Origin of the sequence: Pedobacter sp. (assembly GCF_037719805.1) — a bacterium.
Lineage (GTDB): Bacteria > Bacteroidota > Bacteroidia > Sphingobacteriales > Sphingobacteriaceae > Pedobacter.
In genome coordinates this window covers 52,501-78,220 of the sequence record NZ_JBBJLZ010000005.1, presented here as the reverse complement: position 1 = coordinate 78,220, position 25,720 = coordinate 52,501, and the positions used below count along the sequence as shown (strand labels likewise).

Genomic DNA, 25,720 nt, shown 5'->3' with positions numbered 1-25,720 from the left:
ATCATAGGCCATTCTCTAACTCCCTCGGTCTTTTGTTTGATTACCCTATTCCTGCTTCACAATCGCTGTTAGTGCAAGATCTGTAAAGTAGGGAGCGTAATACGTAAACGGTTTCCATTGCCTTTTCAAATTCAAACTCCAGATGTTCAATTGATTTCCACGTTTATCTAAGATTCCAATGGCCGGTCTAAAATTAACAGATTGCTTCACTGAATACGTTTTTCGATCGAACACATTTGAAAAACCCTGGTTAACAAAATCTTTGATCCATTCTACTGCAATGAAGAAAGACTTACCAGGAACCATAATATGATACTTTTCTACATCAACGCTAATTTGCTGATTATCTCGATCTGATACTTCCACTATCTCCGTACAGATTTCTCTCCCAGGCCCTGGTTGTAATGAATCTGCCGCATAAAATCTCAGTCTAAACTTCGCGTAATCTATCCCTTTGTAACTAAGCGTATTTGAATAGTCAATATTACTGAATGCCAGTCGCCTAATTCTGACTTTTGTTAGTTGAGCACCCGGTTTTATCAGATAAAATTGTTGAGCTAGTTGCAGGTATTCAAATGGAGTAGTAGCTGTATTAATGCCTGTAAATCGGACCACATCTTTGACTTTAAATGGGTTAAGGATAGATTCCTGCTTTCCGGTCAAATCAGTTGTATCCAGCTTAAATTGTTGCTTAGCTAATTTAATAGAATCCATTCCATCCATCCTGTTTAATAGTGTTCTAAAAACGCCGTAACCCTGTGAATAAATGATAACAGAATCATTTAACAACTTCAGATTTCCCGGGATAATAAATATGCCATCGCTTTCTGTACTCATACTTAATTTTGCTCTCATTAAAGTGACTGATGCTGACCGGATAGGCTTCTTCGAGATGCTATCGACTACATGAAAGGTATTTAGTTTTTCTTGAGCCTGAACATCGCAAGCAAACACGATGATCAAGGAAATTAGAATTCTGTACATCAGCTTAATATTTATACGTTACTGATAACGCAAGCTCTTGCCCACCATATTTTAAATCAACTTTATTCTTTTGCCACTTACCACCAATTGTTTTGGTATAAGAAACTGCTGGCTTACTACGGTAGTATCCCGTAAAAATTGGTTGATAGCTTATCCTATATTCAGAAACTTCTTCTAAACGCTGTTTACCATTTGACTTGACTTTATAAAGTCGATTTACGAAGCCTAGATTAACCATTTCATTCATTGGGATTTGCTGCCATTCTAAGCTTATGAAAAAACGATTGGTAGGAATGACAATATTGTCTTTTGACAGATCGATAGTTACCCAATAGGACTTGTCCTCCAAATGTATCTGCTTCGTATATATGATTTTCCCCGGACTATTGGTTTTCGAATCAACATCCATAATATGGAGGAGGAAAAGTGTCTGAACCGGAATTCTTGGAATTGCATATGCAATGTACCTGCCGAGGTCTATTTGCTTTAATAATAAATTGGAACGTTTTGACTCAAAAAGTTTAGCGTAGGCATATTGAAGCTGATGCTTACTTTGAGGATTTCCGGGTCCGGTACCAATATCACCGTTATTAAAATCCCGCAACCTTTCTATCTTCAACTTCCTGTTTGTAATGTTTACTTCTTCCAAAGTGGTATTACTTGGTGTTAGTAAAACAAACAGATTTGCTGTGTAATCAGCTACTGCCAACCTTTTCGTGACATATCCAATAGAACTAAAAACCAAGGTGTCAGATGGCGATACCAAATTGGCTTCAATATTAAAATAGCCCTGTTGATTTGTTAAAGTAACAATCTTTGTCTTTACTAATGCCACTGTCACTGATGGGACAGGCTTTTCATAGAATTGATCTAATACTTGTCCTTCAAAGATAGTTTGCGCGCCAGCACCTTTAAAGCCGAACAATAACAAAATGAAGACACCTGACTTGAGAGAGAAAGCGTTAAACATAATTTAAGTTACTCAAAATTAGTTTAATAGTAAAATCAGTGTTCAGTGAGGCTCGGGAAGATGGTTCAAGCGCAGGTCACTGGGGTGACCATTGGAATTTAATTGAACGAAGTTCTATATTCCATTGGTGTTTGATTCGTTTTGCTTTTAAACAATTTACTGAATGATTGTGAATATTCAAATCCTAATTGATAGGCTATTTCACTCACAGAAAGTTCTGTTGTAATAAGCTTATCCTTGGCGTGCGCTATTAATCTATCATGAATAAGGTGTTGTGTGGTTTGGCCCGTAAGCTGTTTCAGGCAATCACTTAGGTATTTGGGTGATAAATTTAATTCTGCGGCCAAATAGCGGGCAGTTGGCAGGCCTATGGTCTTTTGTTTATCAAACCAATTTCTTAGCAGGTCTTCAATTTTATCCAGCATCTTGCCGTTATTAATTTTTCTGGTAATGAACTGCCGGTTGTAGTAACGGTTACAGTACGATAACACTACGTCAAGATGAGCAATAATAACGTCCTGACTAAAGTTATCTATAGGTAAATGGTATTCTTTCTCGATATGCTCAAAAATACTTTCAAAGGACCTTTGCTCATCGTCCGAAAGTATCAAAGCTTCATTAATCTTATAATCGAAAAAGCCAAGCTTGCTGATTATTTGGCCTAAGGGATACGTCCTTAGAAAGTCGGGATGGATGGATAACTGCCAGCCTGATGTTGCCGGTTCAAAGTTCTTGTCAATAATATTAACCTGCTTAGGTGCAAAGCATGAAATGACCCCTTCATCAAAGTCAAATGTGTTTTGCCCGTACTGAATTTTACAGGGGCATTCTTTCTTCAGGGTGATCTGATAAAAATCGGATATCAGCCTGATCCGTTGTTCATTCTTAAATTCCGGGAAATCTTCAAAACGGATGATGCTGAAGAGCGGGTGCCGGGGCTTTGCAATTCCAACAGCCTCGTGTAATTTCGATATGGTTTCAAGGTGGATGTTAAGGGTTTGATCGCTCATATCAAATGTAAGTTTGATCAAATTTACACATTAAACTTTCATCTTTTTACGATACGACCTTGCGAACATTCGCGTTATGAAAGCATTGGGAACCAGCGCAATCAGGTTGGCGGCTATCCTGTTCATCGTCCCGGACACTGCAACCAGCTTATTTTTGTCCAGCGCCTTCATTACCTCATTTGCTACTTCCTCGGGTGTTTGTGTTGGAGCATTTTGATAATCGGAGCTAAGACCTTTCCCGATCTCATTATCAATACCTGCTGCACTGTTAAAGTTCGTCTTCGTCAAACCTGGGCAAAACAACATTACATTGACGTTATGAGGCACGCATTCCTGGGTAAGGGCCTGCGTAAATGACCCTACGAACGCCTTACTGGCAGCATAAGTGGCCATATATGGAATAGGCATAAAGGCAGCCATTGAAGCCACATTGACTATGTTGCCTTCCTTCCGCTTTTGCATATCCGGTAGAAATAAATGAGTAAGCGCTATTAGAGATGAGATGTTTAATTGGATCAGCGCTGATTCCGACTGCAATGTAAGTGTCGAAAATTCACCACCAGAGCCAATACCTGCATTGTTAATCAGCATAATAACTTTCAACCCACGCTTTTGCGTTTCTTCAAAAATCCGTTGAGCATTACCCGCTTTTGACAGATCAGCAGCAATAAACTCTGCATGTATACCAAAATCTTTTTTGAGTTTTACGCATTGTTCTTCTAATTTCTGGGCATTCCGAGCAACCAGCAACAGGCCATGTTTTCTTTCTGCAAGTTTATTTACAACTGCCTCTCCAATTCAACCTGTGGCACCGGTGATTAATATTACATCCATTGTGATCCTTTTATTGAGATGCAAAACTGACGAAAGGCAATCTAATTTAAGTATTCTAATGTCGGACAATTGTGTTCAAAAGTCGGTTGCTCGGCGTTACAGATTATAAATCGTACTCATGCTTAACATTAATCCAGATTTAAGACTTCCATGCATGGAGTAAACGCCTGATCACGACAATCTCGGCCACATGGTAAGCATTATGGTCGGCGATCTGCAAAGCTTCCCGTAAAAGTGTTTGCCCATCTCCATGCGGGAATGGTGTATATAAATCACTTTTACGCATCAACTCAATAAAGGCTTCCAAGTCTGCCTGGAACGCCTGCACACTTGCGTCAAAAGCGTCCTTGTCTTTCGGGGCAAGTTCTTTTGGCCAATAGTCGTCCGGCCAGTTTAGCGACTGATAATTGGAGTTCTGGCAGAAATCCAGCATGTCGGCCTGGGCAATTCTTAGATGCTCGATCAATTGCCAAATGCTGTACGGTAAGTCGTCTGGCCTTTTGCCTAGCAGGTTTTCAGGCAAATTAGCTATCACTTCATTAAATCCAACATGTGCACCGCCGCCTCTTAAGAGTTTTTCTAATTCTTTGATTAGAATGTTATTTCCGTTTTCCATAACTGTTTTGAGTTACCCATTAAGGGAGTTGTAAATTTCTTAGCTGTTATCACCTACTGAATCTGAAGAACTCATAGGTGAACTTATTATATTTACTTAACAATCGGAATGCTTTTTTGATAGATTTAAGCCAAATAAGACCGACTTCCCTAGGCTTCACGGATTACGGATACTTAGACTGATCATCCTATAACCGTCATCTGTTCTGAGAAAATCAAAATGGTCTTGCTTGTGTTGCGGCGTCATCTCATCATAGTCAAAGATGAGCGAAAGTACCGGATATTTTGTCTTACTTTCATTTCTTCCGTCATAGTAGGGGCCAAAATCAGGTGAGTTAAAAATCAATCCATTCAGACCGTCAATAGCAATACTGTATCTGCTATCGGTTGCATTTACTTGCAAAAGCTTCTTAATAATGAGCTCATAATTTTGTGAAAGATAGGTGTCTTTGGGTTCACTAACCCAACCAGAATCGGGTTTGAAATAGGCAAGGTTGTCGTAAAAAGCCGAGCCTAGTTTTTCCTTGCTGTGATTATTTAACACGTTTGTTTTTAGCCAAGACAGAAATTCCTTTTTGTAGTCGATAAAAGAATAGTATGTTCCGTTTTTAGCTTTAAAATTTTTTCTGATAACATCAGGATGCGGGTTTTTGGTGATGCTAAGAGAAAAAAGGTTTAGGCTTCGATAGGAATTGAAATCTTCCATCAGTACTTTGTTACTAGTGTCTATCAGTATTAATTTACCATTTCTCCAGGAACTGTGTTCCCCATCTTCTGATCTTACTTTTTCTGCTCCTGAAAGAGCTATAATTAATCCATTGTTGACCCTAGTCAAATCATTATAAATAGCAGGTATGACTATGTCGCCAAACTTATTGAACAGTCCAACTTTGTCGGTTTTATGGTCGCGGAACCTGATATATCCTTCCTCTTCATAGTCTTGTCCATTGTCGAAATAGTGAACACTGTCCAGCCCGACTTCCCTTCCAGATTTCGTAAGGTAAAAATTTAAGTATTGTCCATCTCGCTTCTCCTGAACAGCTATGATATTTTGAAATGCACCCCAGGCTGACTGTGGCTGGAACCTGGGTGCAACTGATACTTTCCCTTCGGCATTTTTGAATCCTATCAGTGTACTGTCCCGGTTGTAAAAACGATACCAGCGCTCCGAGAGCTGTGCTTGGGTTTCCACACAAAGCAGTAAGACAACACAAATAACAGCGAATGTTTTCATATTGGAAGTTAGTGTTTACACTCGGATGTCTAGGTATGCAGAAAGAAGGAAGACCATACTAATTTTCAGTCGTGCAAATTACGTTTAAGTGGCCATTTAATGGGCTTAGCTCGTAATTTTGTTCTGGACTATAGTTGAAATAGCACGCATGATATTGACTCATTTTTTAAGAAGAATTTGTCCACAGGGAAATAATTCAGAATCCAGCTGCCCTGCTATACTAACCTTATAAAAAAGGTCTCCTTCTTTTGAGACAAGTTCTGCTCGTATGATGTATAATGTAAAAAACAAACTGCCTTGCCAGTTAAAAATTATTAAATACTCATCATCAAAAATCATAATTCTGTTATAAATATTGCAATGGGTTTATGATAACTATCAACTCGTTCAAGTAATAACCATAAGGCAACTGGCAACGGTATGACGCTTGGTTTATTCAAGCGTAACTCAGAATAGAAAGCAGTTGGTCTGTGGGTCATTACTACTGTTCGTCGAGAAATTACAGGCGTTGGTCTAGAGGTTACTCATGATGGTATATTACAGGGTTTTTACGTGCAACGTTTCGGTGCTGATAGCGTCTTAATAACAGAAAACGGAACAAAATCTTAAAAACATAAGGACATGAAAACTCTAACAAAAACATTATTCGCAGCAGCATTAACAGCAGTAGTATTAACCTCATCAGCAATGTCAACTTTCGCAGTCGAACCAGTTGCAACAGAATTAGCAGTGCCTTCAGTTGAAGGTTTTAACAAGATCTGGGTAAGCGGTAACGTGAAGATCGTTTTGACTCAAGGTGACAAGCAAAGCGTGGTAGGGACCAGCAATTATGATTCGACCAAGACTTCAGTGTTAAGCAAGGGACAGACGCTTTACATCAACTCGATGGAATCAGGTCAGGTAACTCTTAACATCACTGTAAAGGATTTGCAAAGGGTAGAAGCATACGGGCAATCCGTAGTGGTAACAAGCAACAACTTTAATGTTAAAAACCTTCAATTGTTCATGAATCAAAACGCAACTGCCAAGATCAAAACAACAGCTGGAAGTTTATACACAGTAGTAAAAGATAATGCAGTGCTTAAACTAAATGGTACTGCTGATAAAAGCACCATGGTGGCGAGCAACATGAAAAATGTAAAGTTAGGTGACTTTGCAAGTCTAAGATCAGAATCATATGCTTCTGAAGCCATGATGGCCACCCAATTTGCGGTTAGCATTTTGTCGAAATAGTAACATAAGCGAGGCTAGTTTTAAGAAGCATCGGGTTTAGTTACCTGATGCTTCTTTGAATATAATAACCCCCGGACCGCTATCTAACACCGCCCGTATACATACAGGTACCCTGCCATTTTATCTTTTCCATTTAATAACATTCGCCGTTGTGGAGAAAGGATTCGTAATCAGTGACTATCGATAATGGCCCGATTGTTATATATTGATCTGATTAAGCTATCAATTTGTTTGTAGTTAGACGTACCTTCTTTGAACTGGCCTATTTCTGGGCAGTTGCCATTAGGGCATAGTGTCCAGTCTAGTTCCACATAAGTTGAGTCGTCCTCATATTTAATAACTTTAAAAGCGTCTTGTAATCTTGCTTCATATCCCTGTCGAGTCTTCTTATATTTACCGGTCAAGGGCATTAGTATTGTTACGAAAAGCTGTTGACTGGTCAAAATCTCACGAACTACTGGCTCGCTTTGGAAAGTCAATCGCGTAGCAATGGGAATAATAAGTGTTAGCCAAATAGTAGAATACAATTTCATATTGCGAGCATTTAGTAATTCTCCAGCAATATACAAAGATCCATAATTCAATACGCTAACGCGGTTGGCATATATAACGGTGCATGATTGTAGGCGGTAAAACTTTATGGTGCGTTTATAATTTATGTAGTTGTTTATTTCACATATTAGTGATTTTTAATCTTAAACAGCAAGTCTATTTCAATCCAATCAGTGTATTAGCTAAATTGTCGTAAACCCGAACAAATAGCCTCTACGCGATACTAACAATAAAACTTAACCATCCCCACTGGATATGGATTTTAAATTTCTACTTACCTTGCCTTACTATCACTATCCTTCGTCAGCTTCGCCCAACAAGGTGAAACAGCTTAGAACTAACATCAACTTTCAAAAACAGAGATTATAAGATATATTCCACTATTGTGAACTGTCAGATGGAAACTGAGGCTAAACGGATATTGCTTGTCATTGGATTAGCTCATATCGGATCCTTAAAAAGTATCTTACGTGACGATGACGACTTTACCCTGATCCTCATTATTTCTACAAGAAGCGAAGAATATAAAAACATGTGCTTTATTATGTTTTCATTCAGGTGAGTTCCTAAACAATTAATTACTAGAATCGATGCCATTGAAACAAATTCTAAACTGTTTGGTTAATATTTACAACATCATAAAATTATGAAAGCGAGCTGGAACGATCAAATCATAGCAGAAAGTAACGATACAATTGTAATTGAAAATAATCATTATTTTCCTGCAACATCTATAAATAAAAACTTTTTTCATGCTTCAAGCAAACATACCTCTTGCCCTTGGAAAGGCGAAGCATCTTACTATACTTTGGTAGTGGATGGTCAAAAAAATGAGGATGCTGCCTGGTATTATCCAAACCCAAAGGACGCTGCTAGTGAGATCAAAGATTATGTTGCTTTTTGGAAGGGCGTTAAGGTCCTGTAAACTAAATTTCTATTTAGTCCTTTCGTTCATTAAGACAATATACATGTAGTTTGATTGTCTATGCATCCAATTCCTAATATTGAATAATGTACTAATCACATGCCTGCACTGGCACACAGAGTGCAAATTATCACAAGTTTCGGCCTTAGACGATTTTCTATTAGTCTTTTGAAAGCTGTATTGCTTGGATTTTATTAACTACTGCAATGCCTTCCAGGAAATCTGGCGTTGAATTAGCAAAATACCGTTTGGTTGAAGCTGTTACACTTTCTACCACATGATTCCGGATTAATTTGTGCGCCTCCTTACGGGAACATATTCCTTGAATTTTAATGTCGCCCTCTATTTTAAGACCGCCTGAAAGTGATGCCTTTGAATACCCCAATAAAAATGCTGAATTTTTGCTTTCGCCATTAGGTAACTGGTACGATGATACTGCAGAAAACTTCGCAGATTTATAAAGTGGCATCCAGGTCGGCCCGGATGTCAAGGAATCAATCCTAACAATAATTGGCTCCAGTTTATTCATTTCCTTGTACACAGTATCCTTTCCAAGTAGAATAATAAAAGAAAGGTCATTAGGTCTTAATGTAGACTTTGGTGCTGGCTTCTGCCCATCATACGTAAAAGTGGTGGTCTCGGTATTTAACCTGGTATTCAACGAACTTTTGTATTCCGCTTTATAGTAATTGATATCGAGTAACTCGGTTTCTCGAAGTACTAATACCAATATTAACAGTCCGGTTGTAACGAGTAATACTTTCTTGAGAGGCGTCATGTCTAAATATTTACGGGAATCTACATATTTTATCGGAACTAGCTTCACATCTTTAAACAGAAAATAAGGGCAAACAAGGTATATGTAAATCAGGCAAATTCTATATTAGTAAAATGTGCTGTTTCCAGATCAAATTATTGCTGGCAGTTTATGGCTTCAGTTGTAGTGCTTACAAGATATAAGAATTCAAAAGTAGATATTAAGCGCAGGTTTCAGCTGTAGCAAAACTGCAACTTATGAAAACACTTCTAGTTACACTCCCATTATGCCTGATAATTGCAATCGGGAAAAAGTCAAATATCTTTCCGGTTATATGCGGGAAATAATAATAATAATAATTCCACCTGGACAGTATAAGAAAACTAGGAAAGGACTTATTTGTTCTTTCTTAACCAAGAGATAGCTTTTTTGACTTTTTCGTCCTTAGCAAGAATTTCAAAATTATCGCCGTTGGCAACTAAGATATCTGGATTAATATTCTTAGGATAAACCTTGCCATTTCTATCAGAGGCATAATCTACAGCCAAATTAAGACCTGAGTATTCATTTAATTTGAAACCCAAATTAGTGGTGGTATAGCCTGCGGTTGGCTCGCCAATTAGTATCGAGTTATTCCTGCCAATGGTAGTGATTGCGGTCATCTCTCCGGAACTTGCGGTATTACCACTAATTAGAATTGCAATAGGAACGTCTTTCCTTATTGGATAGCCTTCATACTTCACGGGTGTTACTTTCACGGAGTCTACATAGAACGTCTCGTTTTTAATTATCCAATCCCCATCAGGTTGATGAGTAGAGGTGATGAATCCGCCTACTCTCCCTTCACCTAGAAACTCAGTTAATCCAGCAATCATAGGATACATATTTCCACCGGTATTGACTCTAAGGTCAATAATCCAACCCTTAATCTTAGAGTCGTTAATATTGGCAACAGCATTTTTTATATCTCTGCTAATGCTATCCATAAGATGACCCCTAAAATCATTGTTTCCCGGGATCAAAATGTAACCAATGTCTTTTCCAATCTTCTCTGAACGAACAAATGAATATTTTTTGGTAGCTACTTTTATAGTTTCGTTTACTTTGACCCTAACTGGTTTGTTCCAGCTGTATGTTGTGTTTTTATATTTTAAGCTGCCATGATGATCATCAATTTGCTCGAATATATAAGGGTATAAGGGTAAAATGTCTTCATAATGTTTTGCTTGCGAAGCCTTTTTATAAATGTTCTCGCGTAGTTCTTTCCAATCAATATTTTTACTATTTAATGCATTAGCCTCAATAATATGCAAACTTTTGTCTAAGTAAGCCTTGACACTGTCAGCGATCACTGGCGAGTTACTTTGCGCTTTTAAAACACATGGAAAAAGAAAGAGCGCTATTGGAAAAAATCTGTTCATGTAAGGAAGACGTAAGATTTTACAAAAGGTTACACAACAGATAGGGCGCCGAGCCTATCGTTTGCAATTTAATTAGTGAAAGATTCAATTTGATGCTTGACGCTGACATTAATCTACAATTAATATCATTAAACGGTGGAATAATTTGAGAAGAGGCGGAACTTCTTCACTTTTCACTTCGTTGTGTTTCAAGTAAACCTAAGCATTTTGATAAATTGAAAGAGTCATTGTTTCAAATCAAGAAATTGCATTCCATCAAAAATACCTTTCACAGTTATATTTTTTGCCCCGGAGTGCTTTGTTTGCTAACGTTATTCCTACAGTTATAAAAATAATAGAAGAAACAGCCCCTAATAACCAAGCAAAGGATTGGATTGTTACTGAGGAAGAATGAACCAATAGGAGGTTAAGAATAATTACAGAAATAGCTATAAAAAATAGTGATGTAGCCCATAAAGTCCATTTTTTCATTTAAGAGTTTGCTTTAGGTGTTTAAGCATTGAAACGACAAACTAGTCTTGTTTGCTACATAGTTGAATGTCATAATTACTTATCAGCTTCTTATGAACTTTTGTCAAAGGATAATTATAAGTCTAAAGAGTCGTCTCAAAAAAGGAAGATAAATCTCCATCTTGAATTAAGTCTAATATATTATATCAGCATATATTTATATTATGATATACTGATACCATGATATAAAACTTTATAACTAGGGGCTGGTAAAGTTTTGTAGACTTGAAGACCACATCTTTATTTCTTGTAACGTTCTTCATAAGAACAGCTGCCTATCCAGGCAGCTGTAACTTTATCTAAAAACTAAACTAACTTACTATTTTGATAGCGTCATGGCATTTTTATCCGCTGTCATAATCTCCTCGGAAGCAAATGATTCAGATTTTAAACTAGCAAAGTCTGCCAACTTTACGTTTTTCATGTTGACAGCTATCATTGTACTTTTATCTGCTGAACCATTAAGTTTTAACGATGCATTGTCTTTTACTACCGTATATAAACTTTCTGCTGTTGTTTTAATTTTTGCAGTTGCACTTTGATTTAAGAATAATTGAAGGTTTTTAAGGTCGAAATTATTATTTGTTACCACTACTGATTGTCCGTACGCTTCTACCCTTTGCAAATCCCTTACAGTGATGTTAAGAGTTACCTGACTGGATTCCATCGAGTTGATGTACAACGTTTGTCCTTTGCTTAACACTGACGTCTTGGTTGAGTCATAATTGCTGGTGCCTATCACGCTTTGCTTGTTGCCTTGAATCAATACGATTTTCACGTTACCGCTCACCCAGATCTTATTAAAACCTTCTACTGAGGATGCTGTCAATTCTGTTGCAACTGGCTCAGTGGCGAAGCTAGTCATAGCTGATGATGATAATACTACTGCTGTTAATGCTGCTGCAAATAATGTTTTGGATAGATTTTTCATGTCTTTATGTTTTTAAGATTTTCTTTGTTTTCTGTTATTAAGACGCCATCAGCACAGAAACGTTGCAAGCAAAAACGGCGTAATATACCAGCATGAGTAACCTCTAGACAAACGCCTGTAATTACTCGACGAACTGGATTAAAATAACAAACGCCGATAGTCTCTGCATTAACACTTAGAAACTATGTCGGCATATCGCCTTCTACGTTCAGAAGAAAGGGTTTTAGAAAAAAGACGATAAGGAAACATGAAGAGAGAGCATCCTAAATTTTTTTCTTTAGCGGTGAACTAAAGATCCAGTACGGCAAGAATAAAACAAGTGTCGTAATAAACGAAGATTTCTCTTTTGCCGTAAAGCTAATATCCTGGCTGACTGATTTAGCCCTCTTAGATAATGAGGGAAAAGCGATAAACTAGTTGGGAGATAGGAAAGATTTTTGAGCAAAATAAACTACAGAAGGGAGATCCCTGACTACATTAACCTGACAAAAATGATTTTCGCCGTCTTCACTGAAAGGCGCTGAGATTTAATATTTGCTTATATAGTTCGGAGAGACAAATTCGAAAATGTCAGGTAAGGGATCCTATGTAAGATTATACTTACATAGCCTATATTGCGTTATATATTTATATCTTGAGATTAATACTTGCGGGTAAATTCAAATGATAAATAATCTCCCACTTATAATAAAGGTTTTGACTTATGTTTCGCAACATAAAAAAGTTAAACTAGATGAAACTCTTATTGGCAGTCAGTCTGGTTTTCAACGATTAGCGAAGGAGGGCCTAATCGAAATTAAGAAAATAGATAATGAATATATTGCTTCTCTAACATACAAGGGGTTACAAATATTGAACAGTTAAAGGTATCGTTTAAGGTTGTGCAACTCAATTGCTAAACCAATCCTATCGATTAAATGACTTTTGTTTCCTACATCGGTTCCCCAATGGAATACTAAATTTTACCAACAGTAACTTTAAACTTTAGTACTTCAATTCCTTTTTATTACAAGAGAATAACCATTGTCGTTTTGCTTGACTGTATACGAAATGTCATCTACTCTCATTTTAAAGATTTTCATTTTAAACCAACATTATATCTTAAATAGGCTTTAGTGATAGATACCTAATTAAGCTTTGTATAATACTGTTTCATATAGGCATATGTTCACCTTGTTTTCCCTTTCCAGAACAAGTGCGCCGGTTAATCTTCATCAGCATTTAATCAGCTCCATCTAACTCCATTTTCATCTAAGTAAATATGACAACATAAGCCTCTACTTCATAATCTTAATTAAATAAGATTCATCTTCTTGTATTGTTACTGAAAGGTTATGATTATACTACACTACCGAGTTAACAACCGATAATATAAGCTACATTAACTGCCGAACAAAAAACTTCAAAGAAGTGGTAACAAAACGTGAACGGTTTAATTAACATTGTATATGGAATTTACAGACCAGTATCAGTTTAAAACCGAAAAAGAATTTCAGGTGATCATGGACCCATTGCCGATTATGGTGCGGGCAAACTTTATAGCTACTGAACTGTGCTACTTTAATTCGGAATGGAGGCGTTTTTCCAGCGACCTTAATGTCTATTCAGCGGGGATTCATCAAGAATTCCGTTTAGAATTTGATCGTTTGTTTGCATCCTACAGTGAATCTAGGACTGCTTTTAAAACTAAGTATAAATATAAAGATGGGGTTGGAGTTTACCGCTGGCTGGCTGAGCAGTCGGTACCATGGTATTCCACCGAAGGAAGTTTTATAGGGTTCATCTGCTATGCGCTGGACATTGAGGAACTCATTGATACAGCCGATGACTATAATCGTACTGAAGCACTGCAGCGTGAACAGACATTGAACGAAGAGCTTGAAACATCTAACGAAGGGCTGAACGTTATTAATGAGGAACTGCAGCGTTCACAGGAAGATCTAAGTCAGGCGAATAATAAACTTGAGCAGGTTCTCAACATGCTGCCGGCATCGGTAGTCATTATCCGAGGTTATGATCTAGTCGTCGAAATGATCAATAATAGTAATCTTGCATATTGGGAAAGGACCAAAGACCAGGTACTGGGAAAGCCATTCCTGCAAATTTTGCCAGATCTTACCGACCAGCCGTTTGCCAGCCAGTTGCGCAGGGTGATAGAGACTGGCGAAACAATTGACGTTAGAGAAAGCCCGGTGCTCTTTACAAGTCCGGATGGTAGCACGCGGGAAACTTATGTTGATTATACCTATCAACCCCTTTCAGATCTTGAAGGTAAGCGCACCGGTGTGCTGGTAATGTCATTTGAGATTACAGACCGGGTTTTGTCACGAAAATTACTTGAAAAATACGCCGAAGACCTAATCTCAGCAAATGCACAGTTGCTACTCAGCAATGACGAGCTAGCCATCAGCGAGGCTCGCTTTAAATACTTGATTCAAGAGGCTCCGGTTGCTATAGGTATACTGCATCAAAGGGACCTTATAATTGAGTCTGCAAATGCTAAAATTTTAGAAGTCTGGGGTAAAACCAGCGAAATCGTGGGCAAGTCATTAAGTGCTGCGCTTCCGGAGTTGCAGGGACAACCTTTCCTCGGTATCCTCGATCAGGTCTATACTACCGGGCAAGCTTTCTACGCAAATGAGATCCGGTCGCTGTTGGAACATGATGGTGAATTAAAAGAAATCTTTTTTTAATGTGACCTATCAACCTATATCTGATTCTTCAGGAGCCACTGCCGATATTTTGGTGGTGGCGGTAGATGTGACCAAGCAAGTTAATTCCCGTAAACAGGTTGAGCAAAGTGAACAGCATTTCCGATCGCTTGCCGACCTGGTTCCGGCTAAGATTTCCAATGCGCTACCAAGCGGAGAAGTGACATTTTTTAATAAACATTGGTTGGAATTTGCCGGGATGGGATTTGAGGATCTTAGAGACTTTGGTTATCATAAAATGATGCATCCTGATGAGATTTCTACCTTTCAGGCGGGGCTAGCCGATGCAGCCGAGAGTGGCGTTTCGTACGTATCTGAAATGCGTTTTAAGGATACTCAGGGAAAATACATCTGGCATCTAAACATTGCATCACCTATTTTAGATGATAATAAGCAGATTACGATGTGGGTGGGATCGACAACAGATATCCAGACATTGAAAGTTGAGGAGCAGCGCAAAAGCGATTTCGTAACTATGCTTAGCCATGAACTTAAAACACCAGTAACTTCAATCAAGGGTCATGTACAGTTGCTGTTGAGGGTATTAGAAAAGGAAACGGCCTCAGCGCTGACTAGTAGACTCAAGCCATCTTTAAACAGGATCGATCAACTTTTAGTGCAGTTAACGGGGCTCATTGCCGACATGCTCGATATGACTAGGATCGAGGCCGGCAGGCTGGATTTAAGGAAAGAATCTTTATTGCTTGATGTGCTTGTAACCGAAGTAATAGAAGATTTTATGCTTACCCATCAACAACATCATTTTAATTTAAATGTGGAGAGGGACATTGAGGTTAACGTTGATCGGCATAAAATCAGTCAGGTGCTGATCAATCTGATTTCCAATGCAATAAAATATGCACCAGACAGCAAGGTGATAGACATATCTCTGACAACTGCAGATAAAGTAGCAAATATTCGAATTAGGGACTACGGAATAGGAATTGATGAAAAAGATCAAAAAAATATCTTTGAACGTTTCTATCGGGTAGAGGGACAAAACGAATCTCATTACAGCGGATTAGGTATTGGTCTATACCTAGCTAAATCAATAATTGGCTTTCATGAAGGAAGAATTTCGCTGGAAAGTAGCAAGGGTAAAGGATCAACATTTACTATATCGCTTCCGCGATGAACTGAGCACCACTGTAAATGTCTTTTTCTCAGATGTGTAGAAATGGCAACTTTTCACTAACAGTCATAAAACGAGTTATTATCCTAAATCGGGGGAATAATGGCGGATATAAGGACCAGGCAGAAGCTAGGAATTAACTCAAAATAAGATTTATCATTTGCCATTAAGCTGGTACAGACAAATTGATAAGTACTCTCTAAAGAAAGGAGGGTTTAATGAGGTTGGTAGATAAATACATTTACATGGCGCACCGGTTGGCATAACAATGACTTTGATTTTAACCTCATCTGGCTTACAAACCTAAGCCCGGAAAATATAAACTGCATATTCGCCACAGCGTACGACAAATGCATGTTTTTAGTTATCCGTTTACTTAATGCGGATGCATCATAAGCGAAGTCAGCAGTTTATCTAAGAGGCAGTTCAAACGAAAAGGTGGAACCAAGCCCAAGCGTGCTCGTGACAGTGAGATTGCCCTTGTGTCTAGAAATGATTTCCTTGCTGATGTATAGGCCAATCCCTAGTCCTGACATAAACGCGGCAAGATCTTCTACCCTGTAAAAGCGGGAGAATATTCGCTCGAGCTGCTCTTCTCTGATGCCAATCCCAAAATCCTGCACAGCTAGGACCGCATTATCTTTTATTTTAGAAACGCTGACCTTTACCAAAGTCGCGTTTGGAGAATACTTAACAGCGTTTGAAACTAAATTGATAATAACCTGTTCAATCCGTTGCTTGTCTGCGGAGACCAAAAGTGTATCAACGTCACCACTTATTTCAATACGGTGGCTGTTCATACCATATTGCATCAATTCTATTACTTCTTTAACCAGTGTAACCAAATCAAAGGCTGTAAGAGAAAGAGGAAGTTGTCCTGCTTCAATCTTTGAAACATCAAGAAGGTCTGAGATTAGTCCCGTAAGCTTTTGTACTTGTTTAAGCGCTCTTTGGAGATAATTCTTATTCTTGTTGTCATTGGGTATCCCTTTCTCCACAATTTGCAAGTACCCGTTTAGGGTAGTAACAGGCGTTTTCAGTTCATGACTTGCCATTGCAATGAATTCGTCCTTCTTCAAATTTAGCGTGCGTATCTCCTCATATAGTTTAGCGTTATCTAATGCAATGGCAGCATGAGCGGCGATAGCAGAAACCAAGGTTTCATGTTCTGGTTTAAACCGTCCGGCTTCCGGATGACCATAGTACAAGGTGCCTATAACAGAACCCGCTTTTGATAGAACAGGAACTAATAGGTAACTTACCACAGGTAGGTGTACAAAAGGCATACTATTTTGCAAATGGTTTTTATCAAACCTTGGATCTTTAGTGATATCATTAATCCTTATGATGCCTCCTCCGACGGTAAAAGGAAGCGCAGCATCGATACACGCCGGGACAAGCTTCCCGAAAGCATCTTTAGGTGCCCCCGACAGGGTAAAAAGCGTGTGCGCTTTGCCATCATTCAATTTTTTATAGAAAAAAGCACCGAAACTCGCACCTGTAAGGGAGGTAGTCGCATCAATCACTTTTTGTAAGATATCTTCAATATCCAAACTCTCCGAAATTTCCTTTGCAATTAAGTTTAAGGTCTCCAAATTTTTGGCATGTTGTTTAAGACTCCTGTCTGCCTTTCTTTTTTCAGTTATATCAACCAAGGTATTAATCGCGCCTGTTAGCTCGCCATTGTCATCAAAAACAGGAACAGGGTAAGGCAACACGTTTAGCCTGTTGCCATCAGGACGCTCAACAATGATTTCTTCTCCTGTAATAGCAACCTTCTCTTTCAATGCTCTGGCCATTGGGCAGGAATCTAATAGAAGTGGCTCACCATTAGTCTGAAATATTTTCCAGGAACCACACCATAGGTCGGCACTTATTACAGGAGTTCTGCCCCATAATCCAACTGCAGCTTTATTAAAAGAAGTAATATAACCGAATTTGTCACAAGTGTAAATGGCAATCGGCAAATTATCAAAAAGATCGCCTCGAAGCGAATTGCTTTCCTTCTCTTGAACAAAGAAGTTTTGATGAGCATATACAGGGTTTTGCATGTTTTTGATTTACAAGAAGTTCATGGCTAGAAGTGCCTGGATCAACGTTTATCAAATGTACGATTAAATAATTATGATCCGTTGGTGAATCACCATGCATAAGCATTATGCAAATGTTATTACTACCCTTAGGTATATTGACGATCAACTTGTAAAAGGTCAAATTTACAGTGAGCTTTAAATGTTAATCGAACAATTGTAGGCTTGATTTTAAAAGAAAAACATTTATTGTTGTGGCAAAATGTGAGAAGAATGGATTGTAAAAGAAATACTCATGAAGAAAGGACTTGCCTGCGCTTTAATGGTTTTGCAACCAACATTTCGAGTGCGCTAAAGTGGACGTATCATTAAAGGATACATCGCTATCATGCATATGGGCCGCCTGTTTCACAAGAATACGGTTTGCGTCCACCGTAGGATGTGGGTGAACCGGTTTTAGATTTTGCAGAAGGTGTTTCTGTAGCGCTTCCTAAGGAAGAAAACATAGCGAACATTTTGAAAATCTGTTCATGTAAGGAAGACGTAAGATTGTTAATAAGGTTGCACAACAGATAGGCGACCGAGCTTATCGTTTGCAATTTAATTATTAAAACTCAAGTCGATGCTTAAAACTAACCTACAATGAATACCATTAAACGATGGAATAATAACGCTGCAAGCAAGGTCGATAAATTGGGCCCACTTAAACAAACGAGGTTTGATAAATATGTATCGCCAAGTAAGTATCAGATTCAAATATTTTTACCGATGTTAATGAGTGATGGTATTACTCCTTTATATAAAACAAACGCCAGTAAATTAATATTACATCGAATAAAAGTGTTAACCTTACAAAAAAAATCATCGTGATAATAAGTATGAAGAAGCTGTCGGTTTTATTGTTGCTGTTATTTTGCTTAGTCAATTTAACCTACTCTCAGAAAGCTAATAAATGGCATTATCTATTTAATGGAAAAACGGTCAATAGATTAAGAGGTTACAAAATGGCCACTTTCCCATCTGATGCCTGGAAAATAGAACATGGCGCACTGGTTACCCAAACGGATGTGCCGAATGTGGATATTCTAACAAAAGAGACCTATATTAATTTTGATTTGACACTGGAATGGGCAGTATCTAAAGCCGGCAACAGTGGTATTTTTTATAATGTTCAGGAAAACTCAGATCACGAATCCGGCAATGGAAATAGCCCAAATTGGTTAGATAATTTTGAATTCCAATTGCTGGATGACATTAATTTTAATGATAAAGCCCCAATACGTTCCGCAGGATCTCTGTATGACCTAATTTCGCCGGTAAATAAGCAATTGAAAGTAGTTGGGGAATTTAATACCGCGAGGTTATTAGTAGATCATGGTCACGTTACACAATGGATCAACGGGGTCAAAGTTGTTGAATATACATTGGGATCAAAAGAATTAAAAGACCTCATCCGTAAAAGCAAATATAATGACAACCCTAATTTTGCTACATCTACCAGTGGCCACATTATGTTTCAACATCATGGGCAAAAAGTTTGGCTTAAAAATATTAAAATAAAGCGGCTGTAATATCATCGTGACCATACCATTTTAGGCTTCAAGAAAACAAAGTGGACTTTTTTAGTTGCTGTGTAACAGCAGCGTTAATGAACTAGGCGAAACAATATTTTGTCTCAGAAAACGAAGGGTAGCCTCCTATAGCACATCGCTCACAAGTTCGGTAAGATCACTCAATAAGGTTTCTTCGCGGAAGGATCTGTGGTCCATGTTATTCCAGTTTACAGTTTTCACTCCCTTAAGGTCGGTACGATGTCTCCGTATAAAAACGTTGCCATCAATTTTCTTGTCATATTCACGAACGCCTATTATAACCGCACAAGGATAGCCTTCTTGACAGGTTAAAAACAGAAGTCGTCTACCAGACACAAGCCGTCTAAAGACTTGAGATGGTTGATATGCCCTCGATAGGACGCCTAAGATTCGGAGATCCATGTGTATCAGTGTTATTATTATCTTAGTAATGGAGTATATACGGTAAAAGTATAAGTAAAACCTGACGGAATATTACGCGTTTAAAAAGTGATATACGTACTGCGTATCTCGTGTTTAGATTTAATAGACGTTCTTCACTGGGTTCCTACAACTGAGTCCTGATTCCTCTAGGCTCATGTAAGATAAAATTAGCATATCGGTTGTTCTTTGAAGAGCTTCAAAATCATAGGGTTTTAACACCGATAGAAATCTTTTCGAAAATGTAAACAAGACCTTTAATATGCGTTATTTCTATAATTTCGAAGCTTCATTGACTTCTAATGCAATGGAATACACCATAAATCTTGGGTCATCTGATAACAATAGCACTTAAGAACTAGAAAAAGTTACATTTTTAAATTGCCCAAAGAAATTTCTATAAAGAAAATTGTGCCTTTCTTTAACTCTGTTTCAAACCATACTTTGCCTCCATGAGCCTCAGTCAAGGTTTTCACAATCCACATACCGAGTCCTACTGATTGTTCTCCCTCTAAACCCGTTCTTCCAGCCTTAGTATACTTTTGAAAAAGAATGGGTTGAAGATTATTCGGTATGCCAATTCCATCATCTTTAACTGTAACCAGAAAAGAATTATCCAGTTTCTCGACGTGGACTAGGATTTTGCCATCATCACCGGTGAATTTTATGGCATTAGACACTAGGTTATTTATAATCTGTAGAAATTTCATACTGTCCACCTCTGCAAAGATTTGGTCATGGGAGTGCGTAAAATGAAACTTCTTTTTAATGTTTTCCTGAGATTTTAAGTAAATATCTAATGCTTGATTTATTTCCCAAACAACATCTAATCGCTCTTTGCTGATTTCGATCGCTGCCGTAGATAGGAACTCTTTTTTCAGGAGTGTTTGTATCAGTTCAATGTTTCGCTTTGAAATGTCGGTAATCATCTGGGTAAGCTTATGAAGTTCAGGATGATCAGGTATTTTCTTATTGATGATACTGGTTAGTATTTGAACAATTGATAATGGCCCTCTTAAGTCGTGGGACAAGATTTCAAGATTAGCATTTTTCCAGCCACTGACCTGTTGCATATTAAAAATACTTATTTTCCTCGCGGTATCATCCTCTGCAAGACCACTTAGATAAGTGATTTTGCCATCCTTTATAATTGGGGTAACCTTTAGCCTTATCCACCTTTCGGTATTGTCAGGTTGACAAATTCGAAAATTTAAAAGACTATTATACTTGTTTTTCAATAGTTGTCTGAATGAATCTTTCACGTAAATCAGATCTTCCTTGTGAATGGCATCAAATAGTTTTTCCGGATTTTTGAGTAAATCCTCGGATTTTCTTTTTGTAATTTGCTCAAACGCAGAATTGATATATTCAAATCTTTTGTCCGGAATGTTAAAGATGAAACAAATTTCAGTAAACTGATCTGCCATTTCTTTCAATAGTTGGGGTTTATCTATTTTCATTCGTTTCTGTAAAAGCTTTGATTAAGATTTCAAATATAGAGGATTTATTCTACTAAATATCTTAGGCCGCTGCCGCGTGATTTTTAGAAATTGACGCCACGTATCAAATGATCGTCGATTATAGATATTAAAGATTCGTTACAACAAACTGGGTCATCCTGGGCTTCCATTTCGCTTTTTAGGAAATTATATATTACCAAGTTGCTTGATGCATAATTTTACCATATATATATATCTTATATTTATTAAGCATCTAGCTCAGAGTACTTAAGCTTATATTTTCTTATTCGATCAAATAATGAAAGCGAATTACAAATATATAATCCCGGCATTTGTTGTCGTTATCGTCTTCATTGGGATGCTTTCATTTCGCAAGGCAGAATCGCAGTTTCAGAAACCTATTTTAGCATTTAAGTCGGTACTTAAAAACGCAGCATTTTGTGGATTGTCCTTTATCGAGCCATATGCTGAAACGGACATTCCGGCCATGAAGGGCTGGGGACACTACAGCTTTAAGATTACTACTGAATCAGACAGCGCGCAGTTTTTCTTTGACCAGGGGCTGAGTTATTATTATGCCTTCCACGCATACGAGGCATATGCTTCTTTTAGTAAGGCAGCTAAGATTGATACTACAAACGCAATGGCATGGTATGGCAAGGCGCTCGCCATGGGTCCAAATATTAATTATGGAAATGATTACCGCGGGCCATCGGCTGCTGGAGAGGCGGCTCTTCAAAGTAGATTGTTCCAGGCGGGCACTTCTGCTGTGGAATCCGCACTAATTGGTGCCATGCAAGTCCGTTATACCGCTGACACTAGTATAAGCGTTTTTCAGCTTAGGACACGTTACGCGAAGGCGATGGAACAGGTTTATATTGATTTTCCGCAAAATCCAGACGTCATTACGCTTTATGCCGATGCGTTATTGCTGCTTCATCCCTGGGATCTTTATGATCATGCCATGAAACCAAAAGTATGGACGGCCCAAATTCGTGGTTTACTGGAAAAGGCGCTTTTGATTTCTCCAAAACATCCCGGGGCTAACCACTATTATATCCATGTCCTGGAAGCTTCTGCACATCCTGAGCTTGCTTTAGAAAGTGCTGCCCTACTTGATACGTTAATGCCATCAGTGGCCCATATTACGCACATGCCATCACATATTTATATCCGCACAGGAAATTACAGCCAGGGAATAATAGACAATGATCTGGCGGTTGAGGGTTTTAATAATTCAGTAAAGGCATTCTCACCTATTGCTGGAGGAAGCGGTCTTTATAAGGATCATAATATACACCTAAAAGAAAATTGTGCCCATATGGCTGGAAATTATAGAATTGCATCGGAGGCTGCTAATATGGTTCAGGCAAGTGTCAACAAAGCAGACATGCACATAAAGAATTCTGCCGGTAATTTTTATCAGTACCTCTATATGCAACCTGTTCTGACCGATGTGCGTTTCGGAAAGTGGGCCCAAATTCTTGCCTCTGAAAAGATGGATTCCCTAGGCTATGCATCGGTTCTCTTGCATTTTGCAAGGGGGCTTGCTTTTTGTAGCATGGGAAATGTAATTTCTGGCAAGTTTGAGCTAAAAGCTTTAGAGGAGAAGCTAGGTGATAACACATTAAAATATCCTATGGATAATTTTAGTTCTGCTTACGAGACTTCACTTGTGGCCGATTTAATTTTGAAGGGAATGATTGCTGCTGAAGAGGGGAGTTACACGGCATCAATAGATTTACTTAAGCAAGCGGTCGTTGCAGAAGATAATATTATCTACAACGAGCCAAGGGACTGGCCCTTACCTGCAAGGCAATATCTTGGTACGGTGTTAATCAAAGCAAAAAAGTACCCCATGGCTGTTAAGGTGCTGAAGTCTGACCTTGCTATCAACCCCAACAACGGATGGGCTTTAACTGGATTAAAAACCGTGTATCAGCAGACCAGTAATAATATTGAGCTAATTAAGATAAATGCAAAACTTAGGGATGCCTGGAAAATCAAAGATCTGGAAATCAATGCGCCTGTTTTTTAGCTCACAAAGTCTCATATTAGTTGCATATCCCATTGGAGTTGAGTAGCATCAACGCCTAATGACTTTTGAATTCATTGTGAGGTACATTTTCAGATTACTTCCAAGTATCTGTTACCATCCCTTTTCAATCTATGCCTTGCAAAATGTGCGTCAGATGGGAAACTGGCCAGTCCGGTATGAGTAAGTCTAAGACATGTTTTATCTTCTTTGTTAAATAACTCAAAAGTTATTTCGGAACTTTCGGTATAGCCTATATAAATCCAGCTATGTGCTAACACCCTACCAAACTCAACTTTTGTAACACACCATCTAGTTGTTACGCAAGGCGTGAATCAATTACCCAACGAAAAGACAAAATTCTTGAGTATGCATTGGATTCTTGAGGGTGAGCAGACTGAAATAATTGCTTCGTTTTCTGAGACACTTGTTTTCTCTTAGCTCGACTAAATGACAATGCTATTTTCTGCAACTGATTTTCCAAAAGGATAGCCGATTCGAGATCGATCCCTTTTAATATTGCCTAGATAGGTAAGCTAATATCGCGCTTGGCATTTGTTTTGGTTCAAGAATTTCGTCTGCATATCCCGAATTAATTATACTATAAGGCATACTGGATTCGTCGGCAGACAGCGCAGTTTGAGCGATAATGTAAGCTCCCTTTTTTGACAGCGCTTTAACACCTTCGGTTCCATCAACGCCCATACCTGATAAGATCACTGCTACTTTAAGAAACTCAGTGTCATTCGCTAATGAGTTAAAGAAAATGTCAATGGCCTTGTTAACCTTGATCGACAAGTCGCGAGGATTCAGTATTAGCCTACCATCTTCTATAGTCATGATCTTGTTCTCTGGCATTACGTAAATTACATTGCTCTCTATTTTAGAGCTGTGTTCAACATCACAGACCCTTATGTCAATATGTTTTTGAATAATCTCACCGAGCAAGCTTTTCTGATGGGGATATAAGTGGGTCGTGATTACGTACGTGACGCCATCAGGTAAGGAATTATCAAAGAATTCTGACAAGGCAACTATACCTCCAGCTGAGGCTCCTAATGCAATAATGTATCTCTTTTTAGCAGTCAAACTTTTTTACTTGTAAAGGTATTAATTACGTCCATTGATTCTATTGTAGTATCGTCTTCGTTACATTTTGTTGATAAAGAGGCTTAGACTTGTTGCCCTTCGATATCGAACAGATGGCTTTTAACTTCTAAAGCCATATATTCCTTTTCAAGACAACCACCTATAATAATTGTTGTAGTTATTAGGTTAGATTATTATAAAACCTACTTTACTTCTATATTGGTCGCTTGTCGAGCAACCAGAAGCCAAGTTCCTTTTGTATTTATCCAAACATTAGTGTAACGCCTATTTACAGTTTTCCCACTATTTTCGGTATTTCTTTCTGGCTTTACGACCTCTGTTCCCATTACAATTGCCAGGTTTCCAGTGTAAGTGATTTTATCAATAATACGATCAAATGACGTATAATCAATTTTTCCGTTTCTGATCAGCCACTTAATAGTCTTCACATCTACAACTACATTTAGTGGGTTATTAACAACATAATCGGGAGACCACAATTTAGAAAGACTTAGGGTGTCTCCTTTGAGCATTGCAGCGGCCTCTAGCTGTTCTAATCTTTTTATACGGGAATCCGGATCGCTTTGAGCATTGATTATTAATGAGATACAAACGAGCGTTAAAGTAAAAATAAGTTTCATGTTGAAATTAGATTAGATGCTAAATCGCGCCAGGCTTCATTTAAAGGTAGCAAATATATTCCTGAGATGTAAGGAATAAAACATGATTCTTAATTCTGCCTGTCGTTGCGCAAATATGAGTTTTCACTATATACAGCCTGCCGCCATCCTCATTTTGCATACAGAAAACTTCAGTTAGCTTATATTTTTTAGAGGGTATCTGTTGACTTTTGATTTATTATTTATCAAAACATAAAAATTATGATACTTCAGCATGAGAATAACCAATACAAACGAATTGCCTTCGTTACAGGAGCCAATCAAGGGATAGGTTTACAGGTTGCAAAGGAATTGGTCGCCAATGGCGTTACTGTATTGGTTGGATCTCGAAACTTTGAACGTGGCAAGGTTGCAGCTCAAGAGATCGGTCAGGGCGCTGTTCCACTTCAGCTAGACGTGACCGATCAGGTCTCACTTACCGGACGACAATACAGCCAACGGACGTAACTTGAAAGCACATGAATCTTGCTTAGAACAGCTTACATGTCCAGTGATCAGTATTAATGGGGATTATACAATTCAGGAAAGAATTGAAAACATGCTTAACTTTCTTAAATAACCTTGATCTGATATTATTTGATAGTACATCGTCTCA

Annotated in this window: 21 protein-coding genes and 1 pseudogene; 8 read left to right on the top strand and 14 right to left on the bottom strand. The window is 38.2% G+C overall.

The genetic code is table 11. The features are described 5' to 3' along the window. Positions 1-45: 45 nt before the first annotated feature. The 6 genes from WKF66_RS16715 to WKF66_RS16690 all read right to left on the bottom strand — a co-directional run bounded on the left by WKF66_RS16715 (position 46) and on the right by WKF66_RS16690 (position 5,647). Entirely contained in the window at positions 46-984 is a 939-nt protein-coding gene (locus WKF66_RS16715; protein ID WP_489675630.1) for a hypothetical protein, read from the bottom strand. 4 nt (positions 985-988) lie between these two features. Then, a complete protein-coding gene (locus tag WKF66_RS16710) occupies positions 989-1,954 on the bottom strand; it encodes a carboxypeptidase-like regulatory domain-containing protein (protein ID WP_489675629.1) in 966 nt (321 codons plus the stop codon). A gap of 98 nt (positions 1,955-2,052) precedes the next feature. After that, positions 2,053-2,964, bottom strand: coding sequence for a helix-turn-helix domain-containing protein (locus WKF66_RS16705; RefSeq protein ID WP_489675628.1), 912 nt, complete (start codon positions 2,962-2,964; stop codon positions 2,053-2,055). 30 nt (positions 2,965-2,994) lie between these two features. Beyond that, complete coding sequence (locus tag WKF66_RS16700) at positions 2,995-3,762, bottom strand: SDR family NAD(P)-dependent oxidoreductase (protein WP_489676153.1); 768 nt, start codon at positions 3,760-3,762, stop codon at positions 2,995-2,997. A 175-nt stretch (positions 3,763-3,937) separates the two neighbouring features. Then, positions 3,938-4,414, bottom strand: a complete 477-nt coding sequence (locus tag WKF66_RS16695) for a DinB family protein (RefSeq protein WP_489675627.1) — start codon at positions 4,412-4,414, stop codon at positions 3,938-3,940. 156 nt (positions 4,415-4,570) lie between these two features. Then, positions 4,571-5,647 carry a hypothetical protein gene (locus WKF66_RS16690; protein ID WP_489675626.1) on the bottom strand — a complete coding sequence of 359 codons (1,077 nt, stop codon included), beginning with the start codon at positions 5,645-5,647 and terminating at the stop codon, positions 4,571-4,573. Positions 5,648-6,268: 621 nt separating this feature from the next. On the opposite strand from WKF66_RS16690, the gene WKF66_RS16685 reads away from it, so the two are divergent. After that, positions 6,269-6,880, top strand: coding sequence for a GIN domain-containing protein (locus tag WKF66_RS16685; RefSeq protein ID WP_489675625.1), 612 nt, complete (start codon positions 6,269-6,271; stop codon positions 6,878-6,880). Positions 6,881-7,050: 170 nt separating this feature from the next. On the opposite strand, the gene WKF66_RS16680 is transcribed toward WKF66_RS16685, so the two are convergent. Continuing rightward, entirely contained in the window at positions 7,051-7,413 is a 363-nt protein-coding gene (locus tag WKF66_RS16680; protein WP_489675624.1) for a hypothetical protein, read from the bottom strand. Positions 7,414-7,778: 365 nt separating this feature from the next. On the opposite strand from WKF66_RS16680, the pseudogene WKF66_RS16675 reads away from it, so the two are divergent. Together WKF66_RS16675 and WKF66_RS16670 are read left to right on the top strand one after the other, a co-directional pair. Further along, positions 7,779-7,994: pseudogene (locus WKF66_RS16675) on the top strand (DUF5694 domain-containing protein); the annotation flags it as partial. An 84-nt stretch (positions 7,995-8,078) separates the two neighbouring features. Continuing rightward, entirely contained in the window at positions 8,079-8,357 is a 279-nt protein-coding gene (locus tag WKF66_RS16670) for a DUF427 domain-containing protein (protein ID WP_489675623.1), read from the top strand. A gap of 160 nt (positions 8,358-8,517) precedes the next feature. Here WKF66_RS16670 and WKF66_RS16665 read toward each other — a convergent pair whose 3' ends face one another. From WKF66_RS16665 to WKF66_RS16655, 3 genes are all read right to left on the bottom strand, one after another. Beyond that, on the bottom strand, positions 8,518-9,135 hold the full coding sequence (locus tag WKF66_RS16665; protein WP_489675622.1) for a hypothetical protein: 618 nt from the start codon (positions 9,133-9,135) through the stop codon (positions 8,518-8,520). Between the two features lie 374 nt (positions 9,136-9,509). Continuing rightward, positions 9,510-10,535 carry a S41 family peptidase gene (locus tag WKF66_RS16660; protein ID WP_489675621.1) on the bottom strand — a complete coding sequence of 342 codons (1,026 nt, stop codon included), beginning with the start codon at positions 10,533-10,535 and terminating at the stop codon, positions 9,510-9,512. 829 nt (positions 10,536-11,364) lie between these two features. After that, complete coding sequence (locus tag WKF66_RS16655; protein ID WP_489675620.1) at positions 11,365-11,976, bottom strand: GIN domain-containing protein; 612 nt, start codon at positions 11,974-11,976, stop codon at positions 11,365-11,367. A gap of 1,448 nt (positions 11,977-13,424) precedes the next feature. Between WKF66_RS16655 and WKF66_RS16650 the strand changes: the two genes are divergently transcribed. Both WKF66_RS16650 and WKF66_RS16645 read left to right on the top strand, forming a co-directional pair. Then, positions 13,425-14,669, top strand: a complete 1,245-nt coding sequence (locus WKF66_RS16650; RefSeq protein ID WP_489675619.1) for a PAS domain-containing protein — start codon at positions 13,425-13,427, stop codon at positions 14,667-14,669. 1 nt (position 14,670) lies between these two features. Then, on the top strand, positions 14,671-15,822 hold the full coding sequence (locus WKF66_RS16645) for a PAS domain-containing sensor histidine kinase (RefSeq protein ID WP_489675618.1): 1,152 nt from the start codon (positions 14,671-14,673) through the stop codon (positions 15,820-15,822). Positions 15,823-16,229: 407 nt separating this feature from the next. Here WKF66_RS16645 and WKF66_RS16640 read toward each other — a convergent pair whose 3' ends face one another. After that, on the bottom strand, positions 16,230-17,870 hold the full coding sequence (locus tag WKF66_RS16640; RefSeq protein ID WP_489675617.1) for an ATP-binding protein: 1,641 nt from the start codon (positions 17,868-17,870) through the stop codon (positions 16,230-16,232). A gap of 857 nt (positions 17,871-18,727) precedes the next feature. On the opposite strand from WKF66_RS16640, the gene WKF66_RS16635 reads away from it, so the two are divergent. Then, positions 18,728-19,420, top strand: coding sequence for a 3-keto-disaccharide hydrolase (locus WKF66_RS16635; protein ID WP_489675605.1), 693 nt, complete (start codon positions 18,728-18,730; stop codon positions 19,418-19,420). 809 nt (positions 19,421-20,229) lie between these two features. On the opposite strand, the gene WKF66_RS16630 is transcribed toward WKF66_RS16635, so the two are convergent. Continuing rightward, complete coding sequence (locus WKF66_RS16630) at positions 20,230-21,321, bottom strand: PAS domain-containing sensor histidine kinase (protein ID WP_489675616.1); 1,092 nt, start codon at positions 21,319-21,321, stop codon at positions 20,230-20,232. A 298-nt stretch (positions 21,322-21,619) separates the two neighbouring features. Here WKF66_RS16630 and WKF66_RS16625 point away from each other — a divergent pair, with 298 nt between their 5' ends. Then, on the top strand, positions 21,620-23,359 hold the full coding sequence (locus tag WKF66_RS16625) for a tetratricopeptide repeat protein (protein ID WP_489675615.1): 1,740 nt from the start codon (positions 21,620-21,622) through the stop codon (positions 23,357-23,359). Between the two features lie 510 nt (positions 23,360-23,869). Here the strand turns inward: WKF66_RS16625 and WKF66_RS16620 are convergent. Both WKF66_RS16620 and WKF66_RS16615 read right to left on the bottom strand, forming a co-directional pair. Then, on the bottom strand, positions 23,870-24,445 hold the full coding sequence (locus WKF66_RS16620; protein ID WP_489675614.1) for a chemotaxis protein CheB: 576 nt from the start codon (positions 24,443-24,445) through the stop codon (positions 23,870-23,872). A gap of 203 nt (positions 24,446-24,648) precedes the next feature. Beyond that, positions 24,649-25,086 carry a nuclear transport factor 2 family protein gene (locus WKF66_RS16615; protein ID WP_489675613.1) on the bottom strand — a complete coding sequence of 146 codons (438 nt, stop codon included), beginning with the start codon at positions 25,084-25,086 and terminating at the stop codon, positions 24,649-24,651. A gap of 240 nt (positions 25,087-25,326) precedes the next feature. On the opposite strand from WKF66_RS16615, the gene WKF66_RS16610 reads away from it, so the two are divergent. Beyond that, entirely contained in the window at positions 25,327-25,572 is a 246-nt protein-coding gene (locus WKF66_RS16610; RefSeq protein WP_489675612.1) for an SDR family NAD(P)-dependent oxidoreductase, read from the top strand. Positions 25,573-25,720 lie beyond the last annotated feature (148 nt).

Excerpts from the sequence above, each read along its gene's own strand:
- WKF66_RS16715 (WP_489675630.1), bottom strand. The coding sequence starts at position 984 with ATGTACAGAATTCTAATTTCCTTGATCATCGTGTTTGCTTGCGATGTT.
- WKF66_RS16710 (WP_489675629.1), bottom strand. The coding sequence starts at position 1,954 with ATGTTTAACGCTTTCTCTCTCAAGTCAGGTGTCTTCATTTTGTTATTG.
- WKF66_RS16695 (WP_489675627.1), bottom strand. The coding sequence starts at position 4,414 with ATGGAAAACGGAAATAACATTCTAATCAAAGAATTAGAAAAACTCTTA.
- WKF66_RS16650 (WP_489675619.1), top strand. The coding sequence starts at position 13,425 with ATGGAATTTACAGACCAGTATCAGTTTAAAACCGAAAAAGAATTTCAG.
- WKF66_RS16610 (WP_489675612.1), top strand. The coding sequence starts at position 25,327 with ATGATACTTCAGCATGAGAATAACCAATACAAACGAATTGCCTTCGTT.
- WKF66_RS16630 (WP_489675616.1), bottom strand. The coding sequence starts at position 21,321 with ATGAAAATAGATAAACCCCAACTATTGAAAGAAATGGCAGATCAGTTT.
- WKF66_RS16640 (WP_489675617.1), bottom strand. The coding sequence starts at position 17,870 with ATGCAAAACCCTGTATATGCTCATCAAAACTTCTTTGTTCAAGAGAAG.
- WKF66_RS16670 (WP_489675623.1), top strand. The coding sequence starts at position 8,079 with ATGAAAGCGAGCTGGAACGATCAAATCATAGCAGAAAGTAACGATACA.
- WKF66_RS16615 (WP_489675613.1), bottom strand. The coding sequence starts at position 25,086 with ATGAAACTTATTTTTACTTTAACGCTCGTTTGTATCTCATTAATAATC.
- WKF66_RS16665 (WP_489675622.1), bottom strand. The coding sequence starts at position 9,135 with ATGACGCCTCTCAAGAAAGTATTACTCGTTACAACCGGACTGTTAATA.
- WKF66_RS16705 (WP_489675628.1), bottom strand. The coding sequence starts at position 2,964 with ATGAGCGATCAAACCCTTAACATCCACCTTGAAACCATATCGAAATTA.
- WKF66_RS16680 (WP_489675624.1), bottom strand. The coding sequence starts at position 7,413 with ATGAAATTGTATTCTACTATTTGGCTAACACTTATTATTCCCATTGCT.
- WKF66_RS16635 (WP_489675605.1), top strand. The coding sequence starts at position 18,728 with ATGAAGAAGCTGTCGGTTTTATTGTTGCTGTTATTTTGCTTAGTCAAT.
- WKF66_RS16685 (WP_489675625.1), top strand. The coding sequence starts at position 6,269 with ATGAAAACTCTAACAAAAACATTATTCGCAGCAGCATTAACAGCAGTA.
- WKF66_RS16660 (WP_489675621.1), bottom strand. The coding sequence starts at position 10,535 with ATGAACAGATTTTTTCCAATAGCGCTCTTTCTTTTTCCATGTGTTTTA.
- WKF66_RS16690 (WP_489675626.1), bottom strand. The coding sequence starts at position 5,647 with ATGAAAACATTCGCTGTTATTTGTGTTGTCTTACTGCTTTGTGTGGAA.
- WKF66_RS16655 (WP_489675620.1), bottom strand. The coding sequence starts at position 11,976 with ATGAAAAATCTATCCAAAACATTATTTGCAGCAGCATTAACAGCAGTA.
- WKF66_RS16625 (WP_489675615.1), top strand. The coding sequence starts at position 21,620 with ATGAAAGCGAATTACAAATATATAATCCCGGCATTTGTTGTCGTTATC.